Below are 26,122 nucleotides of genomic sequence, written 5' to 3'. Positions count from 1 at the left end.
CTAAATCCGTTTCAAGTAATTGAAACGGATTTTTGCTTTTCTATTGATTTAGTTCTCCACTTTTACTTGGATTCCATTGCTGTGACTGGTAAATTCAGGAGCATACATACTTTGAATTGTCGTAATTCCGTTAGAGAAATTTCCTTTGTTATTTACCCTTACATCGTATTCTAAGACGTAAGTTCCTTTATTGATTTTGTCAAAAAAGAAATGTGTTGCCGCATCTTTTGTGCTTTTATAAAATCCTAAATTATCTTTGTATTGGTAACCGGATAAAACATCAACGGGTTCAAAACAGGAAGCTCTCATGTCTTTTAAATGTACAAATTCCATATCTTCTTTTGTCGAAATGATTAATCGTACGGTAACTAAATCTCCAATAGTCAATTCTTCATTTATTTTAGTTAAAACAGCTTCTGCAGCATTATTTTTTTTTAAATACAATTCCTTCGTAATTGATAAACTGTTATTGTTATCATTTTTAATTTTATCTAAATCTTCAAAATACTGCCAATAGACACCGCCATATCCAGGAACATTAGATTTATTGTTAATGCTAATAGTTGCCATTTCTTTTTTAATTTCATCGGCTTTCCAGTTGAGTTTGAGATAGCCTGTTTCTGCTTCTTTTTGATTTTCTGCGAGCTTTTTAGTAAGTATTTTCTCGTCTCCTATTTTGATAACTGTATTGTCTTTTACGCTCAGCCAGTCTGAACCTTGCATTAGTAACGCATAGACGGCCTCGGTGGTCGATTTAGTAGTAGGCCAATTTTTAATTTGTTTGTTCTTTAGTAGCCATACTTTCATCGCATCAACTGATTTATTGTCATTAGTCACTTCGGCAAAAGCTTCAATCAACAACGCTTGAGTTTCTATAGGCGCTTGATACCAATACCAGCCCGCTTTATTTTCAATCCAATACATGCCCCAATCTTCATTATTAGAAGCCGTTTCTTTTAAACTTTCAATAATTTTTTTGGCCGCAGCTTTTTCTTCAAAACGATTTAATGTCAAAGCGGCTAATCCTTTTTCGTATAGTGAATAGGTAAGCCAATTTGTTTTTATATTCTCAATATACAGCGAAGTTGCTTTTTTCAAAGTATCCGTAACAGGATTGCTTTCTAAGTAGAAACTACGAGTGTATAAATAGTGCAAATCAGAATTCGGATTTACCCAAATTAATTTGTCTGTCTTTTTTAGATTTTGAGTTCTTATTCTGTGATTGCTTAAAAACTGTTCGTCTAAAAATGGAATTGCGGTCGCTGCAATTTGAGTGATTTTTGCTTTATTATCTTCCGTTGGACTTAGTTTTAACAAATGTCCTAACCCAGCTAAAATATGACGGCTGATATATTCGTTTGGCTCGTTTCCACCAAACCAAGTAAAACCTCCAGACGCAGTTTGTTTCTTTTTCAGTTTTTCAAAAGTGGCATCTTGTGAACTTTTCATTTTTTCTAAATCAAATAACAAAGCCAAGTTTTTCTTTTTTTCTTCCTCGCTTTGTGCGTCTTTGATCCATGGTGTTTCTGCTAAGATTAATGATTTAAGTTCTTCGTTTTCTTCTAGTTTTGAATGTGGTTTTCCGTCTTTTTTCCACGATTCAAAAACAGCGGCGATTTGAGGATTGCTTGTAATAATTGTAGTTGCTAATGCATTTGCATAGAAACGAGCAAACGTTTGTTCTGAAGATTCGTGTTCAGAGTCCATTAAATAAGGCAAAGATTGGAGGGCAATCCACGTAGGGTTTGAGGTGTATTCTAAAGTGAATTGATGGTTTCTAAGTGTTGTTGAATTATTGTTTTTTAAATTTTCAAAGGTGTACTCTTTTTTCGAATTTTCTCTAAACCAAATAGGCATACTCTCCGTCACGAGGATTGAATTAGTAAGCACAGGCAAAATGTTTTCTTCGCCATCAGAATAGTTACCAGACTTTGCTAAAACTTTGTATTGTACACCTTGTAATCCCCCAGGGACGTAAATATTCCAACTCACAGTCGTATTGCCGTAAGCTGAAACAGTATAATTTTTCACGTTTTTTTCATTCAACATTTTTACGTCAATAGACTTCATTGTTGTTGCATCAAACAATTGCAGAACTGCTATTCCTGTTTTAGGTTCTTTAGTCAGATTTGCAATTTTTGTTGTGATTGTGATGCTGTCTTTTTCTCTAAAAAACCTTGGGAAATTCGGGGTTACCATGATGTCTTTTTGGGTAATAACGATTTTTTCTAAATATCCTGAAACTGCATTTTTATTGTGCGCCAGTAAGCGAAGTTTCCATGCTGTGAGTGCTTCAGGTGAATTAAAGTTGAAGCTCATATTTCCTTTATGATCTGTTTTTAAATGAGGATAAAAGAAAGCTGTTTCTGATAGATTTTTTCTGGCTTTGACTTGAGTTAGAGCTTCAAGTGCTTTTTTGGTGGTTATGATAATCACTCCGTTATCGCCTTTTGTACCATATATAGCTTTTGCCTGGGTATCTTTTAGAACTTCGATAGACAGTATGTCATTAGGAATTAAAAGTTGAGCGTCCTTAGCAAGCATAGGCTCGCCGTCTACGATGTATAGAGGTTCATTATTTTCGTTGATTAGAGCTTTTCCCCTGATTGTTATTCCTGCTACAGCTCCCACTAGTCCTTTTTGTTTTGTAGTTCCATAGCCCACTAAAACCACTTCTTGAAGTGATTCTTCTGCTTTTGCGTATACCGGTTTGATAAATGTAAGCTGGTCTGCATTTGGAGAAACAGAAAGTACAGCATCAGGGTCTCCTTTAATATTTTCGTTACCAATTTTTTTATCGTTTATTTCTGATGTTGTAAATGAATTGTGGTTTATTCTAATGATAGATTCATTAAAATCAAACCCGAACCACATTAATTTAGATTGTTCATTGGCTAGAGCTATTGGTTTTTGAATTGGGTTTAAATTCCTTAGATCTGTATATGTTTTGTCAAAACCTAATGTTGATTTATAGTTGATGTAGTTGTAATTTGATTCATAAAAATGTAGAGAGTTCCAGTTTGATTGCGCAAAAGAATCAAGTGATCGATCGTACATTGAAGCCAAAATTTCTGCTTCAGTATTGGGTTTTTCTGTTTTTAATTTGAACGACCAATTTTCAAGAGTTCCCGGTTCTAGCTTATTTCTAAAGGTAGCTGTTTCAATAAGAAATTTAGTTTCATCTTTCTCCTTTAAGGGTATTTGTATTTCTTTAGAAAAAGGTTGGTTTTCAAAAATGATTTGGAAACCTATTTTAATGTTGTTTTTAAATTGTTTTTGAATGGGAATTTTAATTAGTGCCTGTTTGTTCTGTAATGAAACGTAATCTTCATAAAAAAGAGTGTTTTGGTAATTTGCCGTTGTTGAAATGAATAAGGTTGGGATGCTACTGTCAATTTTTATCAACACAAAACCATCTTTTTTAGGATCAGTATTAATTTGTTTTATAGTAAGGAGTTCATTTGTTTTTAAAACATCGTTGCTTTGAATAAGTTGAAAATCTGTGCTGTCTTCTATCAAGTTGTTAAAATTGTCTTTAGCTGTAAAGACAATTTTATAATCTCCCGACTGATAGATTGAAATAAAATCAAGAGGAATTGTTTTGTCTTTTTCGCTGTTTATTGTTTTAGTATAAACCAAAGTGCCTAATTCGTCTTTCTGTATTGATTTTTCGTTTTGTTCATATGGGAAAAGTTGCTCAAATTGATCATCTTGAATTGTAACAATTTCGGGAATCGGCCACGTCCTAGATTTAAATTTGTTCGAAACGTTTTTTACGAAATATAATTTTAGTAGACCTTTAGTAGGGACAAATTGGCCATTTAAAGTTGTGGTTGTAAGTGTAATTATATTTTTATCTTTCGTTTCGATTAGAGGAGTAATATTAGCTTTCAGTTGAAGCGTGTGGTAGCCTAGTTTTATTGCTGTTTGATTATCATGAGTTTCACCATTGTTATCAGTCACACTTGCTGAAATTCGGTAATTAAAAACGGGTAGCTGTTCTTTAGTTGAATTCGGAGATGGTTTTGCTACAAAAGCAATTGTGAAATTACCTGATGAATCAGTTGTAGTTTCATCAGCTTTAATTACTTCAGATTCTTCTTGTTGGTAGCGTCTAGCATAATTGTTAGTAAAGCGCGTAACAGTATAATTTACTTTTGCCTCAGTAATATTGCTGCCGGTAAAAGCTTTAGCGCTACCTTTTACTTGGATGTTTTGGTTTACTTGGTAACTTTCTTTAGTTGGTTCAAAGGTAACTTCAAACTTAGGACGTTTGTATTCCTCAACTTTAAAATTTATTCTTGAATTATCAAAATCGACGTGGTCCCAGAAAGGATGTTCGTCTCGCGTTTTGTCATAAGCAATGTCTTTTTCGTAGTCATCAGGCTCTTGTGCTTCGATGCTAAAGTTACCAGTTAAACCAGTCTTAGGTAAAACAAATTCTCCCGAGAAAGATCCAAATTCATTTGTGACAACATCAAACTCTTTCAAACTTTTATAATTTGCGTCGTCGAATTTGATTTTGAACGTTGTATGAGATACAATAGATGATGTTTCTTGCTTTTTTTCAAATGCAATTCCTTTGTAATATACTGTTTGTCCGGGCCTGTAAATGGCACGATCTAGATAAAATTCAACTCTAGCTTTATTACTGTTTTCTTTTTTGGAACTGTAGTTATTGATGTTAGTAATGTAGTTTTTATTAATTTGAAGCGTATCGTTAATAAAGACTAAATCAATTTGTTCTCTGTTGTAATTGTTAATTTCTTTCCTTTGGTACTTAGCGATACCTCTTTCATTTGTTAGTAAGGAAAAAGAAGGTGATTTTAAAGTTGCCTTTTCTAAAGGCATACCGGTTTTTCTGTCTAAAACCTGATAGTATTGTACTTTTTCATTTTGCCAAGCCAATAACGATAAATTAGAAACCGAAATAGTCTCGTAAGCATATGCTTTTTGTTCTTTAGAACCAGTTTCACTTTCAAAATAAACCAAATAATTTCCTAATTCTATTGGAGGTAAAAGGAGTTCAGTACTGTACTCGAAATAGTCCTTCTTGTCAGCTAATTGGTTTTGAATTGTTTTAAAAGGATTATTCTTTTTTATTATCGAATTAACTAAACTGTCATTGTTTACTTTATTATAGCCAAAACCAATAGCCATTTTTTGATCGATTTTGTAAAATGAAATTGTTATGTTTTCTACATTTTTAAAAGTAACAGATGCTCTTGTATTTTCTAAATTATATTGTTGTTTTAGAAGTTGTATTGAAAGCTTTTTATTTTTAATTTGCGCTTTTAATTTTTGTGCAAGTATTAAAGTATTAGAGCGATCTTTGCTCGAAATAATGCTGTCCAATATGACTATAGCTTTTACATTGTAATCAGGATGTGTTTCTTTTGAAGCTTGACGAATATAGCTATTGGCTTTTTCAAGCTGTATTTTTTGTATTACCGTTGCGGTAGAAACAGCTTTTTGTAACTGCTCTAGTACTGAAATCCATTCAGTTTCTGATTTTAAAATGTAGTTTTTTACAAATAGGATGCGTTGTAATTGTTTTTCGCTTGTGGGTAAGTTAGTTTCTTGTTTTTGATGAAATCAAGGCTTAATTTGCTGAATTGGTTACTGCTGCCATATAAAATGTCTTGATAAGGTTTAAAGTCTTTAGATTGAATTTCCCAATTGTTAATTCTGGAGGTGTAAAAAGCTATGTTTTCTTCTAATATATAGCCAAAAAGGGTTTGTTTTTCGAAATTAGTGTCGTTTGAATAATCAAATAGCGTTTCATATTTGTGTAATGGTGTTTGCTTTAAAATAGTTTCGTTTTCTATCGATTTGGCGTATGCTTTCTCGGTTTGCTTCTCAAAATCGACTTTTGTCCAAGTTAGAAAATCATCATTTGGATTTGTAGTATTGGTCCGATTTCTAATAGTATAACCATTTTGTTGGTAATAGGAATTCAAACATTTTCCGAAAACCAAATTCAAAATGGCCTTGGTAGGAATTGACGCTCGATTAATTTCGATCCTTAAATGATTGATGATTTTTGTTTGGGCATTTTCATCTAGTACTTGACTGTATTTTGATTGGTAGAAAAAGCATTTTATTATTTGGTCTTCGTCATTTTTACGTATCGCTTTATAGTAGATGTTTTCTACAATTGCATTGGCGGTTTTTATTTTTCCGGCATTTTCGTTTTCAATAACTTTTCCCCATTTTTTGTCATATTGTTGACCAACAACTGTAATTGAGCTTAGAAGGAAGAGTAGGAATAATTTTTTCATGCAAGTTTTAAATAATGATTAATGACTTTGTTTAAGTGAATTTAGTACTATTTATCTTAACTATGCTTTTTTGAGGTTTATTTTTGAGCTATTATCACAGCGGTGTTGTACTTTTTTTTCTTAAAGTATATAGTTTTTAATTCATTTTAAATACGGAGTGAATAACCCAAGCTGGTCCAATAAGTAAAAACTGTAAATCTTTGATAAAAGATGGTTTCTTTCCTTCAATCTTGTGACCGTAAAATTGACCAATCCAGCCTACCGTAAAGACCGCAATTGAAAACCAGAATAATGGTAATGATTGAGCAATAATGTAATTTCCAATAAGACAAATCGTTGTGAAAACAAGCATTTTTAATCCCATGGCGATAGATAGTCTAAAATAAAAAAACAAGACAAACAGTAAAACGACAAATGCCCAATTAGCTAAAACGGGATGTATTGAAGCTAGTGGATTTAGAATTTGACTTGGAATAGTCATAAACAGTCCAACTACCGAGAAAAAAATTAAAGGAACACAGATGTAATGGATTTTTTTATTGGTTAAGTTTTTATGGCTCACGCTATATTCTTCAAACCATTCATTTAATGTTTTCATGTGTTATTTTTACTATTGCAAGCTAATTTAATAAAAAAATTAGAAAACAATTGTTGTTTTGGCTGATTTACTGAATTATTATTAGTTAGGAGAATTATGATCTTATACGAGTTGGTTTTTTGGATGAGGGATAGTAGTGGAAATCCTTTTTTGAGGTTTTTTTACCTCAAAAAGATTGTAACATATAGCCCGACCCTCCTTTTTTTGGAGGGGCAGCCCCTGAAAACAAATTGATTTAATATTGTTTTATTCTTTGTAGGTGTCAAATAAATAGTCAAGTGTTTCTGGGATGTTGTTGGCTTTTATGGTTGGGTAGAGGATCTCTTTGTCGAGCCAGCTTTCAATAATTAAGTTAAAGTCATCTTCAACATCATAAACAACGGGAACGCCAAGTTTTTTTAAAGCTGCGGCATTACATTCTTGTTCGTAATGATTGCGAATAGGTATACTAAGGATTTTCTTTTTAAGATAAAGCGCTTCTGCTGGAGTTTCAAATCCGCCACCTGTAATTATTCCTTCGCAGTTGATTAAGCTTTTATTGAATTTTTTTTGATTGACTGGATAGTAGGTAATATTTCTAATCGTGTAAGGTGATTCTACATCATTTAAAAACCAATGAAAATGAACATGGTTTACTTTATTGAACGCTTTTTCTAAGCAGTCTTTGTCAAATGAAGGCAGGTAGACTGTAATGTGCCCTAAGTTTTTTGGCTCTGCTTCTATAATTTGATCCTTGATAATAGGAGGACGAATAAAGCTGTCGTAATTTTCAAAATGCAATCCAATGTTTTTAGGAGAAGGGGCGTAGTGTTTGAGAATCATTTCGCCCATAAAGCTTTTCTTATTGGGTCTTGGAGTAGCCTTAGAAATGAAACTGGCTTGATGTCCAAATTGTACTGAATGTACATTTTGTAATTTACAGGCTAACGCTGTTATCGAGTCAAAATCGTTGATTATTACGTCATACTCTTTTAATGGTAATGCATCAGCATCTTTATACATTTGGCGTGGCCTGATATTTGTAAGTGTATTCCAATAATCGAGACCGCCGCATTTGCTGTAATGAAGACTACAACCTTTACTTTTGAATTTTATTGGTAATTTTATGTCAAGACTAGCATTGTTGCCGCTTAAGAAGAAATCTACGGTGCCATATTTAAGTAGGTAGGGATGTAATTGTGTAGCTCTACTGATGTGTCCGTTTCCGGTAGCTTGGATAGCATAAAATATTTTCATTTCGTAAAGCTTGTTATAATTAATTAAGAAGATGAATTAACTTGTAGTAATGCTTTACGAAAGTAGCTTCTAGATGTTATGTTAAGGTTTTTTAAAGTTTTCTATTGTATTATAGTTTTCCTTTTAAATTGGGGTAAATTTGGTTTTTATCTCAAGTAGTAATATTTTTATACCTTATTTTTGAAAAATGAAACAAATTATATTTCTCTTTTTATTCTTTCCAATGATGATTTGGTCGCAATCTAATTTTGACAAAGCTGAAAAACTATTCAAAGATGGAAAGTATGAACAGGCACAGCCTGTCTTTGAAGCACTGTTGAAAACGGATTCGTCTAATTTAAGAATAATAGAATGTTTAGGTGATATTGCGGGAAGTCGCAAGTCGTGGGAAGAGGCCATAGGGTATTATGAAAAGCTGAAAGATTTAAAACCTACGGAGGCAAATTATTTTTACAAATACGGTGGAGCGACTGGAATGCGTGCTTTGGAAGTTAATAAATTTAGGGCGCTTGGAATGATCGATGAAATCAAATCATCCTTTGAAAAAGCATTACAACTTGACCCAGGACATATTGATGCCAGATGGGCTTTGGTCGAACTTTATATTCAATTGCCAAGAATTGTGGGTGGGAGCGAAGGTAAGGCAATACGATACTCGAATGAACTCTTGAAATTGTCTCCTATAGATGGCTATATGTCAAGAGGGCGTATCGAAGAATACTTTAAAAGATATAAGTCAGCAGAGTTACAATACAAAAAAGCAATTGCCGCAGGAAATTCTGTAGAGAGCTATCAAATGCTTGCGGACTTATATAAAAATAAGATGAATGAACCAGAAAGAGCCAAAGTAATCTTAGAAGAGTTCAAAAAGAAAAACCAAGCGATTAAATAGAAAATCAGCTGGTTGAATAGATATACAAACGGATAATTGAATAAAAAATAAATGAGAACACATTTTATCGCCATAGGAGGAAGTGCAATGCACAACCTTGCATTAGCATTACATAATAAAGGGTATCAGGTAACGGGAAGTGACGATGCGATCTTTGAACCTTCTAAATCACGTTTGGATAAAAAAGGAATTTTGCCTGCTGAGATGGGTTGGTTCCCAGAAAAAATCACAAATGATATTGAGGCGGTGATTTTGGGGATGCATGCTAAAGCGGATAATCCAGAATTGTTAAAAGCGCAGGAGTTAGGGCTGAAAATTTATTCCTATCCAGAGTTCTTATACGAGCAGTCTAAAAATAAAACGCGTGTTGTTATAGGTGGGTCTCACGGGAAAACAACTATAACATCGATGATTCTTCACGTCATGCATTATAATGATATAGCGGTGGATTATATGGTAGGGGCACAATTAGAAGGCTTTGATACGATGGTTCATCTTACAGAAGAAAATGATTTTATCGTTTTAGAAGGGGATGAGTATTTGTCATCGCCAATAGATAGAAGACCTAAATTTCATTTGTACCAACCTAATATTGCTTTGATATCTGGAATTGCATGGGATCATATCAATGTCTTTCCTACCTATGAGAATTATGTAGAGCAGTTTGAGATTTTTGTAGAAAAAATTACACGCGGAGGTATTTTAGTTTATAATGAGGAGGATGCAGAAGTGAAACGTGTGGCCGAAGCAGCAATAAGTCCAACACGAAAATTAGGCTATACTACTCCAAATTATAGAGTGGAGAACGGAATAACTTTATTAGAAACTCCTGAGGGAGATATGCCTATTGAAGTTTTTGGAGGGCATAACCTAAATAATTTGGCTGGTGCCAAATGGATTTGTCAAAACATGGGTGTTGATGAAGCTGATTTCTATGAAGCGATTGCGAGTTTTAAAGGAGCTTCAAAACGATTGGAAAAAATTGCTGAAAGTAAAACTACAGTAGCCTATAAAGACTTTGCTCATTCACCAAGTAAAGTGGCTGCGACTACCAAAGCTGTAAAAGAACAATATCCGGATCGAACTTTAGTAGCTTGTTTAGAATTACATACTTACAGCAGTTTGAATTCAGAATTTTTAAAAGAATACGAAGGAGCATTGGAATACGCAGATGTAGCCGTGGTTTTCTATTCGCCCGATGCGGTTAAGATCAAACAACTTGAGGAAGTGACTTATGAGCAAATTGCTACTGCTTTTAATAGAAAAGATTTAATTATCTATACAAATCCAAAAGACTTTAAAGATTATTTGTTTAATCTAAACCTTGAAAACTCAGCGTTGTTGCTAATGAGTTCAGGAAATTACGGCGGATTGAATTTTGATGAGGTAAAAGAATTGATTGAGTAATACAGTTTGTAACAAAATAGTAGAGCCAATTGTCAATTTGATAATTGGCTTTTATTTTTTGTATTTATAGTATTCTACACTTTAAAAATTAAATAAATAATCAGCGAGAACTCAACCTCTGCCGATTTTATGTGCTATTAAAGTTCGCTTTGTGCCAACTGATTTGTTGTTGGTTATAAATCCTATATTAAGTGACTTTTTAGTTTAAATAATTGCATTGGTACGTACATCTTTATCTGTAGCAATATCAACAGAAGGTTATTCAATCGAAATATCTGGAATTATAGATTATTGAAGGATTAATTATGGATAGTGCTGCATCTGATAATTTTTGTTCAAAGGGTTTTGTAGTTGCATTTTTGACAATTAGCGAGGCTTTGTTTCCTTCTTATTGACCGCAAGAATAAAAGGATAGAAAGGTTGTGGTAGCAATAGTGAATTTCATTTTTTTATTTTAAAGTTATGGATATTTTTGACAGGGGTTTAGTTAAGTTCCTTTTTTTGTGTAGTTTAGCTAAATAACATTGATACAAAAATTAGTATGGAAAAAAATAATTTTCCAATTACACATTGGTCAGAAGACGATAGGCCAAGAGAGAAGCTTATGCTTAAAGGTAAAAGCGCTTTGAGTGACGCTGAACTAATTGCTATATTGATAGGGTCTGGAAGTCGAAGCGAATCAGCAGTGGAATTAAGTAAAAGAATTTTGGCGGGTGTAAATAATAATCTTAATTCGTTAGGGAAGCTTACTATAGCACAATTAATGCAGTATAAAGGAATAGGCGAGGCAAAGGCTATTTCGATAATTGCAGCCTTAGAATTAGGAAGACGTAGGAGGTCAGAAGATGCCGTAGATTTGGTTAAAATCACTTCCAGTAAAGCTATATTTGAATTAATGCAGCCGCTTATAGGCGAATTACCACACGAGGAATTCTGGATTGTGTATTTAAACAACTCAAATAAAGTTTTGTCAAAAGCACAGTTAAGTAAAGGCGGAATTACTGGAACTTTAGTAGACGTTCGTATTGTTTTTAAATTAGCTTTAGAAATAGGTGCTACGTCATTAATTCTGTGTCATAATCATCCTTCAGGAACATTAGTTCCTAGCGAAGCTGACAAGCATATAACTAAGAAATTGAAACTTGCTGGCGATAGTTTAGAAGTTAAAGTTTTAGACCATTTGATTATTACTGAGGTAAATTATTTTAGCTTTGTAGACGAAGGAATATTTTAAAAATTACAAATGAAGATTACAAATATTAGCGATGTGTTCTTTGACTTAGACCACACACTGTGGGACTTTGATAAAAACTCAGAGATAACCTTTGCAGGTATCTTTCAAAGAAATCACCCCACAGTAGAAATTAATACGTTTATCGAAAAGTACGTACCAATAAATCAGGCGTGTTGGAAATTGTATCAATATGATAAAATTTCGCACCAAGAGCTGCGTTATAATAGATTGAAACATTCTTTTGATGCAATCAATTATTCCATTTCTGATGAGCAAATTGAAAGTATTGCTCAGGAGTACATACAGATGTTACCAGATAACAATCATCTTTTTGATGGGACTTTTGAGATTTTAGACTATTTAAATAAAAATTATAAACTTCATATTATTACTAATGGTTTTGCCGAAGTGCAACAAAGAAAAATTACAAATTCTAAGTTGCATGATTATTTTCATACCATCACAAACTCTGATATGGCAGGAGTAAAGAAGCCTAATCCTATTATTTTTGAATATGCATTGGATTTGGCTAAAGCCAAAAAAGAAAGCAGTATTATGATAGGAGATTCCCTAGACGCTGACGTGCAAGGAGCTCTTGATATGGGACTTGATGCTATTTTTTTTAATGAAAAGAAGACCCAAGTGGGGAATGATATAAAACAAATAAACCATTTATTAGAACTTAAAAAATACCTTTAATTATGAGAAAATATCTTTTATTACTGCTAATCGTAGCAGGGAATTTTGTTAATGCACAATCAGTAAATAATTACAAGGCAGTTGTTGTACCTGTGAAATTTGATTTTTTGAAATCAGAGAATGCATATCGTTTAAATACTTTGTCAAAGTTTAATTTGAAAAAAGCAGGATTTGAAGCTTTTTATTCGAATGAACAAATGCCAAAAGAATTTGTTAAAAGATGTGATTTACTATATGTGAACGTCGAAAAGGAAGGCGGATTTTTAGTTACAAAACTTTTTATAACCTTAAAAGATTGCGAAGGAAAATTAATCTTTCAGTCAGAAACAGCTAGAAGTAAAGAGAAAGATTATGAAACGGCATATGTGGAATGTTTAAATCAAGCATTTGAATCAATTTACGCTTTGCATTATAGTTACGCAGGGTCAGCTAAACCACTTACTGTCGGAACTGTAGTTGCGGAAGAAGATATACCTGAGACAATTATCAAGGAGGAGCTAGTTAAAAATAATGTGACAGCGGTAGTTCAAGAAGTTGCAAACGCAACCGACATATTATACGCGCAACCTATAGAAAACGGATATCAATTAGTAGATGCAAGTCCTAAAGTAGTTATGAAAGTTATTAAAACATCTAGTCCGTCAACTTATATTGCCTCCAAAGGAGAAGTTCAAGGGGTATTAGTTTCTAAAAATGGAGCATGGTATTTTGAGTATTATAAAGATCAAAAGCTTATCTCAGAGAAAATTGCGGTTAAGTTTTAGATTTTAACAATTTTAAGGAAAAGGTTCTAAAAACAGATTTATGCTGTTCTTAGAACCTTTTTTCTTTAATAACCGTATTTACCTTTCCAACGATTTTTTAAAAAATCTCGGGTCGTATTTTCTCTTGAATTAGTACCAGGAACGTATAGTGGTGTATTTTTCACTGCTTCGGGTAAAAATTCCTGTTCGGCAAAATTATTAGCAAAATCATGTGAATATTTATATTCGTCGCCATATCCAAGCTCTTTCATTAATTTAGTAGGCGCATTGCGCAAATGGATAGGGACGGGGAGGTCACCAGTTTGCTTTACCAGTTGCTGCGCTGTACCAATGGCTAAATAAGAAGCGTTGCTTTTAGGAGAGGTAGCAAGATAGATGGCACATTGACTTAAGATAATTCGGCTTTCGGGATAACCTATTGTGGTTACCGCTTGAAAAGTATTATTGGCCATTATAAAAGCGGTGGGATTTGCATTACCAATATCTTCACTAGATAGAATAAGCATGCGTCTGGCTATGAATTTTACATCTTCTCCGCCTTCGATCATTCTAGCTAACCAATAAACAGCTCCATTTGGATCACTACCACGAATTGATTTTATAAATGCCGAAACAATATCATAGTGTTGTTCGCCACTTTTGTCATACAATACTGTATTTTGTTGTACTAGTTCAAAAACGCGGTCATTAGTAATAATTATTTCGTCTTCAGCTGAGGCGTTTACGACGAGTTCAAATATATTCAATAGTTTGCGCCCGTCACCTCCAGAAAGACGCAATAAAGCCTCTGTTTCCTTTAATTTTATATTTTTAGACATTAAAAAACTGTCTTTTTTTAATGCACGTTGTAACAAAGACTCTAAATCCTCTTTTGTAAAAGCATTTAAGATATAAACTTGACAACGCGATAGCAAGGCGGGAATAACTTCAAAGCTCGGATTCTCGGTAGTGGCACCTATTAATGTAATCCAACCTTTTTCAACTGCGGCTAATAAAGAGTCCTGCTGTGATTTACTAAAACGATGAATTTCATCTATAAATAAAATAGGATTCTTAGTGGTAAAAAGGCCTCCGCTTTGTTTTGCTTTTTCGATTACATCCCTAATGTCCTTTACTCCTGAATTAATGGCGCTTAAAATATAAAAAGGACGTTTTGATTCTTGAGCAATGATTTGTGCTAATGTTGTTTTCCCCGTTCCCGGCGGGCCCCATAAAATTAGAGAAGGAATAATTCCTTTTGCTATTTGTTGGGTCAACGAGCCATTTGGTCCCACGAGGTGAGATTGGCTTATGTAGTCTTCTAGTATTTGTGGACGTATTCGTTCTGCTAATGGTGCTTCCATTCTGCAAAATTACTGTTTTTATTTGAAGCTATTCCAGCTCTACACTATATCTTTTGTTTCGTTAAAAAACGAAATAAAAGGATGCCGTTTTGATCTGGGCTATTTTTTGAATAGTATATTCTAAGGAGGAGGAAAATTCATTTTTAGATTACAATCCCGATTATCTGACAAAATAGCATTAAATTGCTTTTGGATATATATTTGATTTATCTTTTGAAATAAAAATACTAGGATGGATAATCAGTTTAAGTTTACCAGTGCCGTTGTAGGAGTGCCGCTTTTTTTTGTGCTTTTCCTTTGGTTTGTCTATTGGATCGAAATTCGATTTGGTTTGGATTTCGTTAAAAACGGAATTTTTCCTCGAACATTTTCTGGTTTTCAGGGCGTTTTTTTTAGTCCGTTCATCCATTCAGATTTGAAACATCTTTATAATAATTCGATGCCTTTGCTGGTTTTGCTAGCCGCTCTGCAATTTTTTTATGCAAAGCAATCGTATGCAGTTATAGGGTACGGAATTTTGTTTTCAGGAATTTTGACTTGGTTGATTGGTAGGTCCAGTTATCATATTGGTGCGAGTGGGCTGATTTATGTATTAGTGTCTTTTATTTTTGTTAAGGGAATATTGACGAGGTATTATCGATTGGTCGCGGTGTCACTAGCTGTGATAATGCTATATGGAGGAATACTTTGGTATGTTTTCCCAGAGGTAGACAATACTATTTCTTGGGAAGGGCATCTTGCGGGTTTGATAACTGGTTTTGTGCTTTCTTTTGTCTATAAAACTCCAGAGTATGAAAAGCCAATTAAATACGATTGGGAACAACCTAATTATGATGAATCAAAGGATAAGTTTATGCAGCGATTTGATGAAAATGGCAATTTTACAAACATACCAGAAGAGGTTTTAATAGAAGAAACAGTGCCTTTTTTTGATTCGAATTTTAAAATAAATTATACAATCGTGCAGAATAAGGAGAGTGAATGAATTGATATTTTTATAAATACAAAAAAATCCCGTTTGCTTTCGCATTCGGGATTTTTTAACTAAGTCAATTTAAATACTAATTAGGATTCTGCTCAATTGCAGGGTTTGCATTAATTTCTGCTCTTGGGAACAGCCATTGCCATCTTTTGTCACCAGCAGGAATGCTAAATACTTGAGCAACTGATGAAATATGGTTAGATGTCGTTGCAGGAACTGTTGTAGGTCCAACTCTGTCTAATGGTGAGTTTGTTCTTTTTAAATCGTAAAATCTAAATCCTTCACCCCATAATTCAATTCTTCTATGCAAATAGATTTCATTAACTAAGGCTTGACCTGTAGCTGTAGACTTCACATAAGCAGGATTTCTATTTGAAATTAAAGTAAACAAAGCTGTAGAAGCCGTAGCATCGTTCATCTTCGCTTTTGCTTCAGCTTCAATAAGGTACATTTCAGCGATACGCATGTAAGGAATATCACATCTACTATCTCCAGTACTTACCGAAAGGAATTTTTGGCTTGTATAAGGGAATTTTACTGCAGTAGAAACTAAAGTAATATTTGGGTGTAATCCTGTTTTACTAAAGATTGTAGTACGTACATCTGTAGAAGGAAATTGGTCCCAAAGCTTATTAAAAATTGCTTTTGGACAAGAACGAATAACAGTAGAACTGTAATTACGAGACATATATGCTCCAAAGTTAGCAAATGATTCAGATTGAAGTTCGTTTACATAACTTCCCCACATCCATTCTGAATTAGTATAAGAATTGAAACCTGAGACATAAGCTGCATTAGTCATTAATGATTTACCAGCTCTTGCAAGTATCGCGTTAGCAGATGCTACTGGCCAGTTTTGTTGAACTAAAGCTACACGTGCTTTTAATCCTTGCGCCACTCTTAGATCTAAATGAGAATTATTTGGTTTTTTGTATCCTACTAATAAAACTAAAGCATCATCAATATCCTTGTTTATTTGAGTATAAACCTCTTCAACTGTTGATCGAGGTAATTGATCATTAGATACTTTTAGTACTAAAGGTATTCCTAATTGGGTATTAGGTATAGCTGTTGCATCATAACGTTTTCCGTATAATTGTACTAATTGGAAATGAGCAAATGCACGGTATAATAAAGCTTGACCTTTGATTATTTTTCTATCAGAATCTGATCCAGTTGCTACATCAACAGATTCTAATATTGTATTAGCATTTCTGTTAATTCTATAGAAAGTTCTATATGGAAAAGCAACGTCTTGTGAGTTTTCATTGCTTAAGTTAGTCCAGTTATAAACCCCTAAAAACCATCCATTTGATATTGGGTAGACAAGATCTTCTCCTGCAATATCAATTTGCTGCATACATCCTGCAATTCCTGTTTCGTTTTGTGCCTCATATCTAATATATAGAGATCGGTGGATTCCGTTTAATAGGGAAAATAGATTGTCAGTAGTAGACGTAGCTGAAGCGTAATCTACGAATTCAGTTGGTGTTTTTACTAAGAAGTCTTCTGAACACGAGCTTAATGACAGTATTGATAATACCACCAGTAAAAATTTTAAGTTAAATGTTTTCATGATATTATATTAAAAGTTTAAATTAAGTCCTAATGAAATAGTTCTAGATGGAGAGAATCTATTTTGAGTAGTTCCATTATAATTAGCTTGTGGATCCATTCCTTCTCTTTTAGTGAATAATTTTAAATTTTCACCATTAACGTAGAACTTCATAGCATCAATTTGTAATTTCGAAATTAATTCTTTTGGCAAGTTGTATGATAATGAAACTTGTCTTAATGAAAGATAATCTGAATCAACTAACCAACGATCTGAAGCTGCAGAATTTTGAGTGTTTCTAGCTATGTTTAATGCAGGCACATCAGTAATGTCACCTGGTTTTTGCCATCTGTTTAAGATTTCTGTACTTAACGCAGATCCGTAATTACTACCTGAATGCATTAAAGCAGAATAGTTAGAATCATACGTTTGTCCACCAATTTGGTAAGTGAATAAAACATTCATTTCGAATCCTCCTACTTTAAAAGTATTGGTAAAACTACCAAATAAATCAGGTAAAGCAGATCCGTGGTATTCGTATAATGCTTTGTTTTGATTAATTGTTACATTAACTCCGTTTACTGTTCTTGAGTCAGTGTCCGTTGCAGTTGTTAATAATGGGTCAACTATCCATAAGGAATATCCATCTGCTGGATCTACACCCGCATAACTTCTTAACCAATAGTCATAAATTGAACTTCCTACTGCGTATTTCTTAGTGCCATTAATAATTTCTTTTTGTGGCAACGCAGTGATCTCATTTTTAATAGTAGATGCATTAACATTGATGTTCCATGAGAAGTCTTTTGTTTTTACAACCGTTCCGTCAATTGAAACTTCAAATCCTTGATTGAACATAGATCCAATGTTTTCAACCTTAGAATCTAGTCCTGAAGAAACAGGAACAGGCACATTAAAAATTAATCCATCGGTTTTTCTATTGTAGTATTCTACCGAACCTCTTAATCTGTTACCAAAAAAAGCAAAATCTAAAGCGATATCTTTTTGAGTATTCTTTTCCCATTTAAGGTCTGGAGATCCTTGGTCATTGGTAAGGATTCCAACTTCACTTGCGTTATTAAGACCTAGTGAAAAAGTAGGTGCGCCTATGTAATAATTTAATCCAGTATAACTAGTATGTGAATCATTACCTACTTCACCAAATGAACCTCTTAATTTCAATTCATTTATATATGTATTGTTTTCAAGAAATGATTCTTTACCTAAGTTCCATGCAGCACCTACTGACCAGAAATTACCCCATTTGTTTGCATCTGCAAATTTTGAAGAACCATCTCTACGAATAGAAGCAGATAGGATATATTTTCCATCATAATCATACCCTAAACGAGAGAAGTAGGATTCAGTTGCATAGTTTCTTGTGTACGAATTTAAAGTAGATACCGTAAGGTAGTTTATGAATTCGTTGTTATTAGGAACACCTTGTCCTCTTTTTGATCCGTAAAGGTAATTATACTCGTAGTCAAAACTTTCGTGTCCTAATAAAGCGGTGAAATTATGATTGTTTACAGTTTTACTATAGTCAAGTAATTGATTAAAAGTAATTCCCGTTGTAACAGTATTAGTACGAGATGCAAACCCATCAGGAGCACCGTCTCCAATCACTTTGTTCCAGAAAACATTATTGTTGAAGTGAGAATTATCAAAAGCGAAATTTGTAGTTAATTTAAAATCTTTTAAAAATTTCAATTCTAAATAAGTACGTCCATTAAAAGATAGGTTTTTATCTTTATTTTCATTGTTTAAAGTTTCATAAACAACGTTTCTTCCATTTGAAGCTCCTGATCCACGAAGTTGTGAATATACTGGATTACCAGTTGCATCTAAGATTACCGCTCCAGTAGTTGCGTCGTGACTTAATACAGGGTAAATTGGCCCCATATAACGAATAGTACGGAATGGATTGTTAAAAGACGAAGTGTTATCTACTCCATCAACAGCCTGATTTGAATCAGTGTATGTAGTTGCTATGTTAGCGCCCGTTTTGAACCATTCTTTTAATTTGGTATTTACGTTTATACGCGCAGTTGTTCTTTTAAAATCAGAATTTTTAATTGCAGCTTCTTCACTTAGATTACCAATCGAAACATAGTAATTAGTTCTTTCTGTATTTCCTTGGTAAGAGAAGTCAATATTTCTTCTAACTCCTGCTCTTTCTAGTGCCTTTGCCCAATCTAAATCATCTGGATATAGAAGTGCTGCACTAGGATTTAATTGCCCGTTTGCATCAAATAAATTTGCGTTAGATACATTAAATGGATTGTTTACCAAATCTATTGGAGTTCTTGTAGAAGCATATGCATTTGCAGTGGCTAGCAAAGCAGGTGTGCTCATAGGTCTACTGTTTCTGATAGCTTCCCAAGTTAATTCATAATAATCAAAAGCATTAACTCTTTCATATTCAGGAATTGATCTTGTATTAAGACCTGAGCTCATGTTCAAAGTAAATTTGTCTTTAACAGATGCTCCTTTTTTAGTAGTGATAATAACAACACCATTTGCCGCTTTTGACCCATATAAAGAGGTAGATGCAGCGTCTTTTAATATTGTCATACTTTCAACATCGGCTGAATTGATGTTGGTTATGTCACCTGTATACGGTACTCCGTCAACAACATAAAGAGGGGTATTAGAACCACTAATAGAACTAAAACCTCTAATTCTAACTGAAGGTTGTGAACCTGGTTGTCCTGTAGCACTTTGAATTTGTACACCAGAAACTGCACCTTCAATTCCAGCAAGTACGTTTGTAGTTGGTCTGTTTCCAAGTCCTTCTCCTTTGATGGTTGTGGCAGATCCAGTATAAGAAGATTTTTTAGCACTACCATACGCTACAACTACAACTTCGTCTAAGTTTTGGGAGATGTCCTTAAGTTTGATGTTGATAACTGTTGAAGCGGCATTTGCTTCTTGCTTTTCAGTCCCAATGTAAGAAAAAGATAACGTTTGGGTTGCTGCGGCCTTAATGGAATATTTTCCATCAAAATCTGTTTGGGTACTTGTTTGTGTACCTTTTACAATAACAGTTGCTCCAGGTAGTGGTGTTCCTGAATTGTCTGAGACGGTGCCGGTCACAGTCCTGTCTTGCGCAAAAGTAATTTGCGTAATTAATGCTAGTACCAGCATTAAAATGTGATTAAACTTTGGTTTCATTTTAAGAGATTTTGAATTAGTGCCGCAAATATCTTAAGATAATGTTAACATTACTATGTTTTTTAAAGTTGGATGTTATTAAATATTTTCATATCTGTGAGGTTAGTTGAACATATGTTGTTGTTCGTGTTAAAATCATGCAAAGGTTTGATTTAATTGGCTTTTGTGTTCTTTTTCTTCCTGTTGTTGTGAGTAAATTGATAGTCAGTAGGCGGCAAAATTAGTATTGAGATTGGGGGGAAACATATAATTATAACATTTTAATCTATAATTGTTGTAATAATATAGGTGTTTTATACGTTGGGGCAGCAATAATATGGGATTTGTAAAAAAAAAAAAAGAGAATCAATACCGAAGTACTGATTCTCTTTTGAAAGTTAAGATATGTTTGTTTAGGTTCTTTGTCGTACTACCTCATATAAAAAAGCACCGCAAGCTACAGAGACATTTAAGGAACCAATAGTTCCGAACATAGGTAGTTTAGCTTTTTCATCTACAATTTTTAAAACAGAAGGGTTTACACCTCGGTCTTCTGATCCCATTATTATAGCTACTCCTTCATTTAAAGAAATATCATAGATGGTTGTGTCGGTTTTTTCGGTTGCAGCAATAGTTTTAATTCCGCTCGCTTGAAGAAGGAAAATTGCGTCCTTGATATGTTCTACTTTGCAAATGGGGATATTAAATACAGCGCCTGCTGATGTTTTTACCGTGTCACCATTTACTGGTGCTGACCCTGCTTTTTGTACTATAATACCATTTACTCCTGTACATTCGGCTGTTCTGATGATCGCACCAAAGTTACGTGCATCTGAAATTTGATCTAGGATAAGAAATAAAGGCTTTTTTCCATTTTCTACTACTGTGTCAATTAAGGTCTCTAGATCAAAAAAGGAAATAGGTGAGATGCTTGCTACAGCACCTTGGTGGTTATTAGGTGTTAGTCTGTTTAGTTTTTCTACAGGAACATAGGAGAAGTTCACGTTGGCACGCTTCATCACTTTCATCAAGTCTTTCATTAGTTCGCTACTTGCTTCCTTTTGAATATAGACTTTATCTACCGTTGTACCTGCTTGAATAGCCTCGATTATTGCTCTAATCCCAAATATTTGATGTTCTTTTTCCATGTCGCAAAGATATAAAAAAAAACCACCAGCTTTCGCTGATGGTTTTAATAATATTTAAATGATAATTAAAGTTTATCCCAAAATACGTGTTTAATTACAGTATTTCCTCCTAGTTTAGTAGAAGCAGCTTCTAAATTAGTAGCATTGATAGTTTCCTCTGCTCCAGGATATGAGTAGCGTTTAGGAACTTCCTTAATGTCACCGAAGGTTACAGTAGGAACTTTTAATACTGGGAAGTCTAATCTTCTGTAAGATGTCCAAGCTTCAAAACCTCTGTTAAACAAAGCAATCCATGATTGCTCACCTATTTTTTGTTTCCATGTCCCAGTCGCAGTTGCATAAGCTACATCTGTTCTTGCTAAGTAAGTAACAATATCAGCACTAGCAACACCCCAGTCTTGTAATGATGCAGTAATTGCTGCATTATAATGAGATGTAGCTGTACCGCCTACTGCAATACCTCTTTCTACAGCTTCGGCTAATAAGAATTCAACTTCAGAATTAGTAAGTAAAACTCCTGGATAAGTAGGTGTTTTAATAGTTTCTGTAAGATGAGAAAAGTTAGCATAAGTATTAAGTACACCATATACTCCTCCTTTATAAGTCGTTGATCCCACTGGAAATGGAGTGAAGTATTTAGCTCTTCGTGGGTCACTAAGTGCATTTAACTTATTTACAAATGTATCTGCAGGTACAAAGTCATTACGTCCACTTGCTACTAAATCAACATAAAGTGGGTTTGTATTAGGTTGTACAGATGCGTATTTAAGGTAAGCGCTATCAGCAGTAGTAGTAATTACACCAGCTGCTATAGCTGCCAAAGTTTGAGTTGTCGCATATGCATGGTCAACATCATCCATGTTTATCGCCATTCTCAAACGAAGTGTATTTGCAAATTTCTTCCATTTTGCAGCATCTCCTCCGTATACTAGATCAGCACTTCCAAAACTTCCTGCACTAACATCTAAAGAACTAGAAGCAGTTGTTAGTTTAGCAATAAGATCCTTGTATATCGTTTGAGCGTCATCATACTTTGGTTGTGGGTATTTAATAATATCCAAAGATTCAGTATAGGGTACATCCCCAAAAGTGTCAACTAAAACACTATAAGAGTAAGCGCTTAATATATCAAGTATAGCTATTTTATTATTTAAAGCTTTTGCTTCAGTAGCTGATCCTGTAAAAGTTGCTTTCTGTGCAATTAACAAGTCTTTTGCTTCTTTAAAATCTCTTAAAACATCACGATAATAAACAGTCCAATGCGTGTCAGGAATTTTTCTACCGGTAAGGTCATATTGACTTTCTTGTGGGTATAGTGTTTCTGTCCATTGTTGTGCAAATAATCTAAATACGTTGTAATTTACAGACGTACTTGTTACTTGATCCATCATTGCATGTTCTGCGCTTGTAAATAGGAAGTTTGCTTCTGTTACTGTGGCGCGTTTTGTGTCCGTATTCAGTCCTGTAATGTCATCACTGCATGACGATACAAAAAGACTGATAGCCGGTATTAATATAAGCAGTTTATTTTTCATAGTTTAAAATTTTATTGTTAGGTTGCAACCAATGTTTCTAGTTGTTGGTAAAGAACCAATAGACAGTCCTAATGAGCCAGCATTTGAACCTACCCCACTTTCTGGGTCAGCATCTGGAAGATTTTTTTGGATGATCCATAAGTTTGATCCAACAAGAGATACTTTCATATCATTTAACTTCAGTTTTGATACAAGTGCTGTTGGGAAGTTGTAAGTAATGTTTACTTCTCTTAATTTAATAAAACCAGCATCGTATACATAAGCTTTTCTAGCTCCAGTTCCTCCAGCGTAAGCCTCAGTAATAGCTCCTCCAGCAAAATATGCTGATCTTACTGTATTTGGCGTTCCGTCTGCATAAACACCAGGTAGTATTACACCACCACCGTCAGCAAGAGAATTTCTTTTTGGATTGCCTAGATCGTTGTTTCCAACTGTTTGTACTCCTAATCCTCCTCCTACACCATACCATTGATCAGTAGAGAATACATCTCCTCCATGTTTGATATCTATTAAGAAGCTAAAAGATAATGATTTGTAGGTTAATTTATTGCGAATACCTCCAACCCAGTCAGGGTTTACATTACCAATAATGTTATTAGTATTAGTGTTGATAACATATTTACCAGTAGTAGGGTTTATAATTTTTTGGCCATCAGCAGTGTAAGTAAAATCTGTACCTTTTAATACTCCAAAAGGTTGTCCTACTTCTGCATTCAATGTAACAGTACCAGGAAATGAGCTAACTTGTAAGTTGTCTACTCCGTCTGCTAATTTAGTTACTAAGTTTTCGTTTTTAGACCAGTTTAAATTGATGTCCCAAGCAAAATTAGCTGTTCTTACTGGAGTCGCATTAAATTGAAGTTCGATACCTTTATTCTCAATAGTTGCTGCGTTCAAATAACGAGCAGAGTTTCCAGTAGAAGTTGAGTAAGGCACGCTAACAGCTTCTCCGTCATTAATGTTTTTATATAAACTTACATCAAATCCAAGTCTTCTTTTGAACATTTGTGTTTCAAGACCTATTTCATAAGTCTGTGTCTTAATTGGTTGTAAGTCTGGATTGTTTTTGGTACTGTTTACTGAGTACTGTTGTTGTCCGTTAAAAGCATCAGATTTTGAATAGGTATCAACTAGTGCTAATCCTGGTGTTCCAAGAGGGCTTTCAGAATAACCTCCTCTTACTTTTCCAAAAGATAACCAATTTGTTTCAATGTTGCTTGAGAAAACCCAGCTACCTGAAACAGAATTACTAAATAAATAGTTATCTCCTACTGGTAAGTTTGAGAATGCGTCTCTTCTAGAAGTAGCGTCTAAGAATAAGAAGTCTTTATATCCTAAAGAAGCTGATCCGTAGTAACTATTTACTCCGCTTTTATTAGCCCTTTCATATGCGTATGGACTTGTTGAAAGTGAGTTGTCAAGAGCGTATAATCCTGGAACAATTAGCCCACCTTGAGTAGAAGCTGTAATAGAATTGAAAACATTTCTTCTTGCTGTTCCTCCTACAAGTGCAGTTAAATTGAAATCTTTACCAAAATCTTTCTTAAACGTAAGAATTAAATCATAATTCTGCTCAGAAAAGTTCCCGTTATAACGTTGGTAACCTGAAGTTTCGTCTAATCTATTGATACCGAAAGTTTTTGCTACTGAACCAACAGCAACTCTTTCTTCACGTATTTCAGAGTAAGTATCTGTAGATATTTTACCTGTTGCAGAAAGCCAATCGTTAATTTTGTATGTTAAATTTGCATAACCTACAAAACGGTTTCTAGAATCATTTTGATAGTTTTTGTAACGTTCAAAATATGGATTATTCCAGAACGCTGGGCTTCCGTCAGTAGCTGAAGTTCTGTTCCAAGTGATGTTTTGTTCTCCTGAGGCGTTGTATGCTTGCTCAAGTTGTTTGATGTCAGCATTAGTTTGCCACCATTGACGGAAACCAGTAACGAAGTTATCACCATATCCAGTCAAGTTTCTACCTGTTGTAGCTTGATTAGAAAAGTTAGCAAAAGAGCTAAGTGATAATTTATCTGTAAATTGATGATTTAATTTTAAACTAAAGTTGTTTTTATTCAAATCACTATTAGGTAAAATTCCAGTTTGCTTAGTATTACTATAGTTAAAAACCATATTACTCTTGTCGTTAGCATCTTCAAACGAAACGCTGTTTACAAGCGAAAGCGAGTTTTTGAAAAAGCTAGTAGGATCATTTTTAGCTCCAACCCATGGAGTTGCTTTACCATAATTTGCATTTCCAGGGTAAGCAGAGTATGCATCCCATTGGAATAAGTTTAAAGTAGGGTCGAAAGCATCACCTGCTGATGCATCAGCATCAAAGTAAACATTTTTATCACTGTCGTAAGATTCACCGTAACCTGCACCATATTCTTTTTGATATTTAATAAAAGTGCTTTTGTCAATAGAACCAGATACTACTTCAGATGAAACAGTGATTCCTAATCCTTTTTTAGATCTACCTTTTTTAGTAGTAATCATCAATACTCCATTTCCTGCTAGGTAACCATATAGCGCTGACGCTGCGGCTCCTTTAAGAACGTTAACACTTTCGATATCGTCGGGGTTGATGTCCATACCATTATTTCCATAATCATATCCTTCTCTACCAGTTGATTGGGCGGTTAAACCGTTGATAGAAGTGTTTGAATTATTGATAGGCATTCCATCAATCACGATAAGCATCTCATTACTTTGACCGATAGATTTGATACCACGAGATATCGCACTAGTAGATCCACCAAAGTTTGTGTTTCTTGTGATGTTAACACCTGCCACTTTTCCAGAAAGCTCATTTAAGAAGTTTCCACTTGAAGTTCCAGATTTTAACTCATCAGATTTTATTTCCTGAGTTGCATAACCTAATGATTTTTTTTCTCTCTTAATACCTAAAGCAGTTACTACTACTCCTTCAAGTTCTACTGCAGTACCAATCATTGTAACGTTAACAAGTGATGATTTAGCTGCTAGTGATTGGGTTTTCATCCCAATGTAGCTAAAAAGTAAGATTTGACTTGGAGCTGCTTTGATAGCGTATTTCCCGTCAAAATCAGTTTGTGTGCCAGATTTTGTTCCTTGAACTAATACACTTACACCTGGTATAGGCATTCCTGCATTGTCAGAAACGACTCCTGTCACAACTCTCTCTTGCGCAAAAGTTAGTTGCGCCATCAGTACTACAAGTAGTACTAAGATTCCATTGAACTTTAGTTTCATTTTTAATTATTTTGAATTAGTAACACAAAAATCTTAATAATTTGTTAACATTCCTAATAAAATA

The 26,122-nt window shown here is 34.1% G+C and carries 16 protein-coding genes; 6 read left to right on the top strand and 10 right to left on the bottom strand.

Going from position 1 to position 26,122, the window contains the following annotated elements; all coding sequences use genetic code 11:
- Positions 1–48: 48 nt before the first annotated feature.
- The 4 genes from QO200_RS01370 to QO200_RS01355 all read right to left on the bottom strand — a co-directional run bounded on the left by QO200_RS01370 (position 49) and on the right by QO200_RS01355 (position 8,115).
- Complete coding sequence (locus tag QO200_RS01370) at positions 49–5,355, bottom strand: MG2 domain-containing protein (protein WP_371535404.1); 5,307 nt, start codon at positions 5,353–5,355, stop codon at positions 49–51.
- 173 nt (positions 5,356–5,528) lie between these two features.
- Positions 5,529–6,281, bottom strand: a complete 753-nt coding sequence (locus QO200_RS01365) for a hypothetical protein (RefSeq protein WP_371535401.1) — start codon at positions 6,279–6,281, stop codon at positions 5,529–5,531.
- Between the two features lie 136 nt (positions 6,282–6,417).
- Positions 6,418–6,879: a DUF962 domain-containing protein gene (locus QO200_RS01360; RefSeq protein ID WP_371535399.1), complete on the bottom strand. Its 462-nt coding sequence runs from the start codon at positions 6,877–6,879 to the stop codon at positions 6,418–6,420.
- A gap of 246 nt (positions 6,880–7,125) precedes the next feature.
- A complete protein-coding gene (locus QO200_RS01355) occupies positions 7,126–8,115 on the bottom strand; it encodes a glycosyltransferase family protein (protein WP_371535397.1) in 990 nt (329 codons plus the stop codon).
- A 187-nt stretch (positions 8,116–8,302) separates the two neighbouring features.
- On the opposite strand from QO200_RS01355, the gene QO200_RS01350 reads away from it, so the two are divergent.
- The 5 genes from QO200_RS01350 (at position 8,303) to QO200_RS01330 (ending at position 13,111) form a co-directional block, all read left to right on the top strand.
- Positions 8,303–9,007 carry a tetratricopeptide repeat protein gene (locus tag QO200_RS01350; RefSeq protein WP_371535395.1) on the top strand — a complete coding sequence of 235 codons (705 nt, stop codon included), beginning with the start codon at positions 8,303–8,305 and terminating at the stop codon, positions 9,005–9,007.
- Between the two features lie 51 nt (positions 9,008–9,058).
- Positions 9,059–10,414 (top strand): UDP-N-acetylmuramate--L-alanine ligase, encoded by a 1,356-nt coding sequence (gene murC / locus QO200_RS01345; RefSeq protein WP_371535393.1) that lies wholly within the window; start codon positions 9,059–9,061, stop codon positions 10,412–10,414.
- A 541-nt stretch (positions 10,415–10,955) separates the two neighbouring features.
- Entirely contained in the window at positions 10,956–11,648 is a 693-nt protein-coding gene (radC, locus tag QO200_RS01340) for a DNA repair protein RadC (protein WP_371535392.1), read from the top strand.
- 9 nt (positions 11,649–11,657) lie between these two features.
- Positions 11,658–12,347 (top strand): YjjG family noncanonical pyrimidine nucleotidase, encoded by a 690-nt coding sequence (locus QO200_RS01335; RefSeq protein ID WP_371535390.1) that lies wholly within the window; start codon positions 11,658–11,660, stop codon positions 12,345–12,347.
- Between the two features lie 2 nt (positions 12,348–12,349).
- Positions 12,350–13,111 (top strand): hypothetical protein, encoded by a 762-nt coding sequence (locus QO200_RS01330; RefSeq protein WP_371535388.1) that lies wholly within the window; start codon positions 12,350–12,352, stop codon positions 13,109–13,111.
- Positions 13,112–13,176: 65 nt separating this feature from the next.
- Here the strand turns inward: QO200_RS01330 and QO200_RS01325 are convergent, their stop codons facing one another.
- Complete coding sequence (locus QO200_RS01325) at positions 13,177–14,454, bottom strand: replication-associated recombination protein A (RefSeq protein ID WP_371535386.1); 1,278 nt, start codon at positions 14,452–14,454, stop codon at positions 13,177–13,179.
- A 232-nt stretch (positions 14,455–14,686) separates the two neighbouring features.
- Between QO200_RS01325 and QO200_RS01320 the strand changes: the two genes are divergently transcribed.
- Positions 14,687–15,439, top strand: coding sequence for a rhomboid family intramembrane serine protease (locus QO200_RS01320; RefSeq protein WP_371535384.1), 753 nt, complete (start codon positions 14,687–14,689; stop codon positions 15,437–15,439).
- A gap of 76 nt (positions 15,440–15,515) precedes the next feature.
- Here the strand turns inward: QO200_RS01320 and QO200_RS01315 are convergent, their stop codons facing one another.
- From QO200_RS01315 to QO200_RS01295, 5 genes are all read right to left on the bottom strand, one after another.
- Positions 15,516–17,012: a RagB/SusD family nutrient uptake outer membrane protein gene (locus tag QO200_RS01315; protein ID WP_371535381.1), complete on the bottom strand. Its 1,497-nt coding sequence runs from the start codon at positions 17,010–17,012 to the stop codon at positions 15,516–15,518.
- A gap of 9 nt (positions 17,013–17,021) precedes the next feature.
- Complete coding sequence (locus tag QO200_RS01310) at positions 17,022–20,165, bottom strand: SusC/RagA family TonB-linked outer membrane protein (protein WP_371535378.1); 3,144 nt, start codon at positions 20,163–20,165, stop codon at positions 17,022–17,024.
- A gap of 392 nt (positions 20,166–20,557) precedes the next feature.
- Entirely contained in the window at positions 20,558–21,292 is a 735-nt protein-coding gene (gene rlmB / locus QO200_RS01305; protein WP_371535376.1) for a 23S rRNA (guanosine(2251)-2'-O)-methyltransferase RlmB, read from the bottom strand.
- Positions 21,293–21,357: 65 nt separating this feature from the next.
- A complete protein-coding gene (locus QO200_RS01300; protein WP_371535374.1) occupies positions 21,358–22,827 on the bottom strand; it encodes a SusD/RagB family nutrient-binding outer membrane lipoprotein in 1,470 nt (489 codons plus the stop codon).
- Between the two features lie 3 nt (positions 22,828–22,830).
- Positions 22,831–26,058 carry a SusC/RagA family TonB-linked outer membrane protein gene (locus QO200_RS01295; protein WP_371535371.1) on the bottom strand — a complete coding sequence of 1,076 codons (3,228 nt, stop codon included), beginning with the start codon at positions 26,056–26,058 and terminating at the stop codon, positions 22,831–22,833.
- Between the last annotated feature and the right edge of the window lie 64 nt (positions 26,059–26,122).

This window comes from Flavobacterium sp. Arc3 (assembly GCF_041431375.1).
Lineage (GTDB): Bacteria > Bacteroidota > Bacteroidia > Flavobacteriales > Flavobacteriaceae > Flavobacterium.
This window is presented reverse-complemented; position numbering and strand designations above follow the sequence as displayed.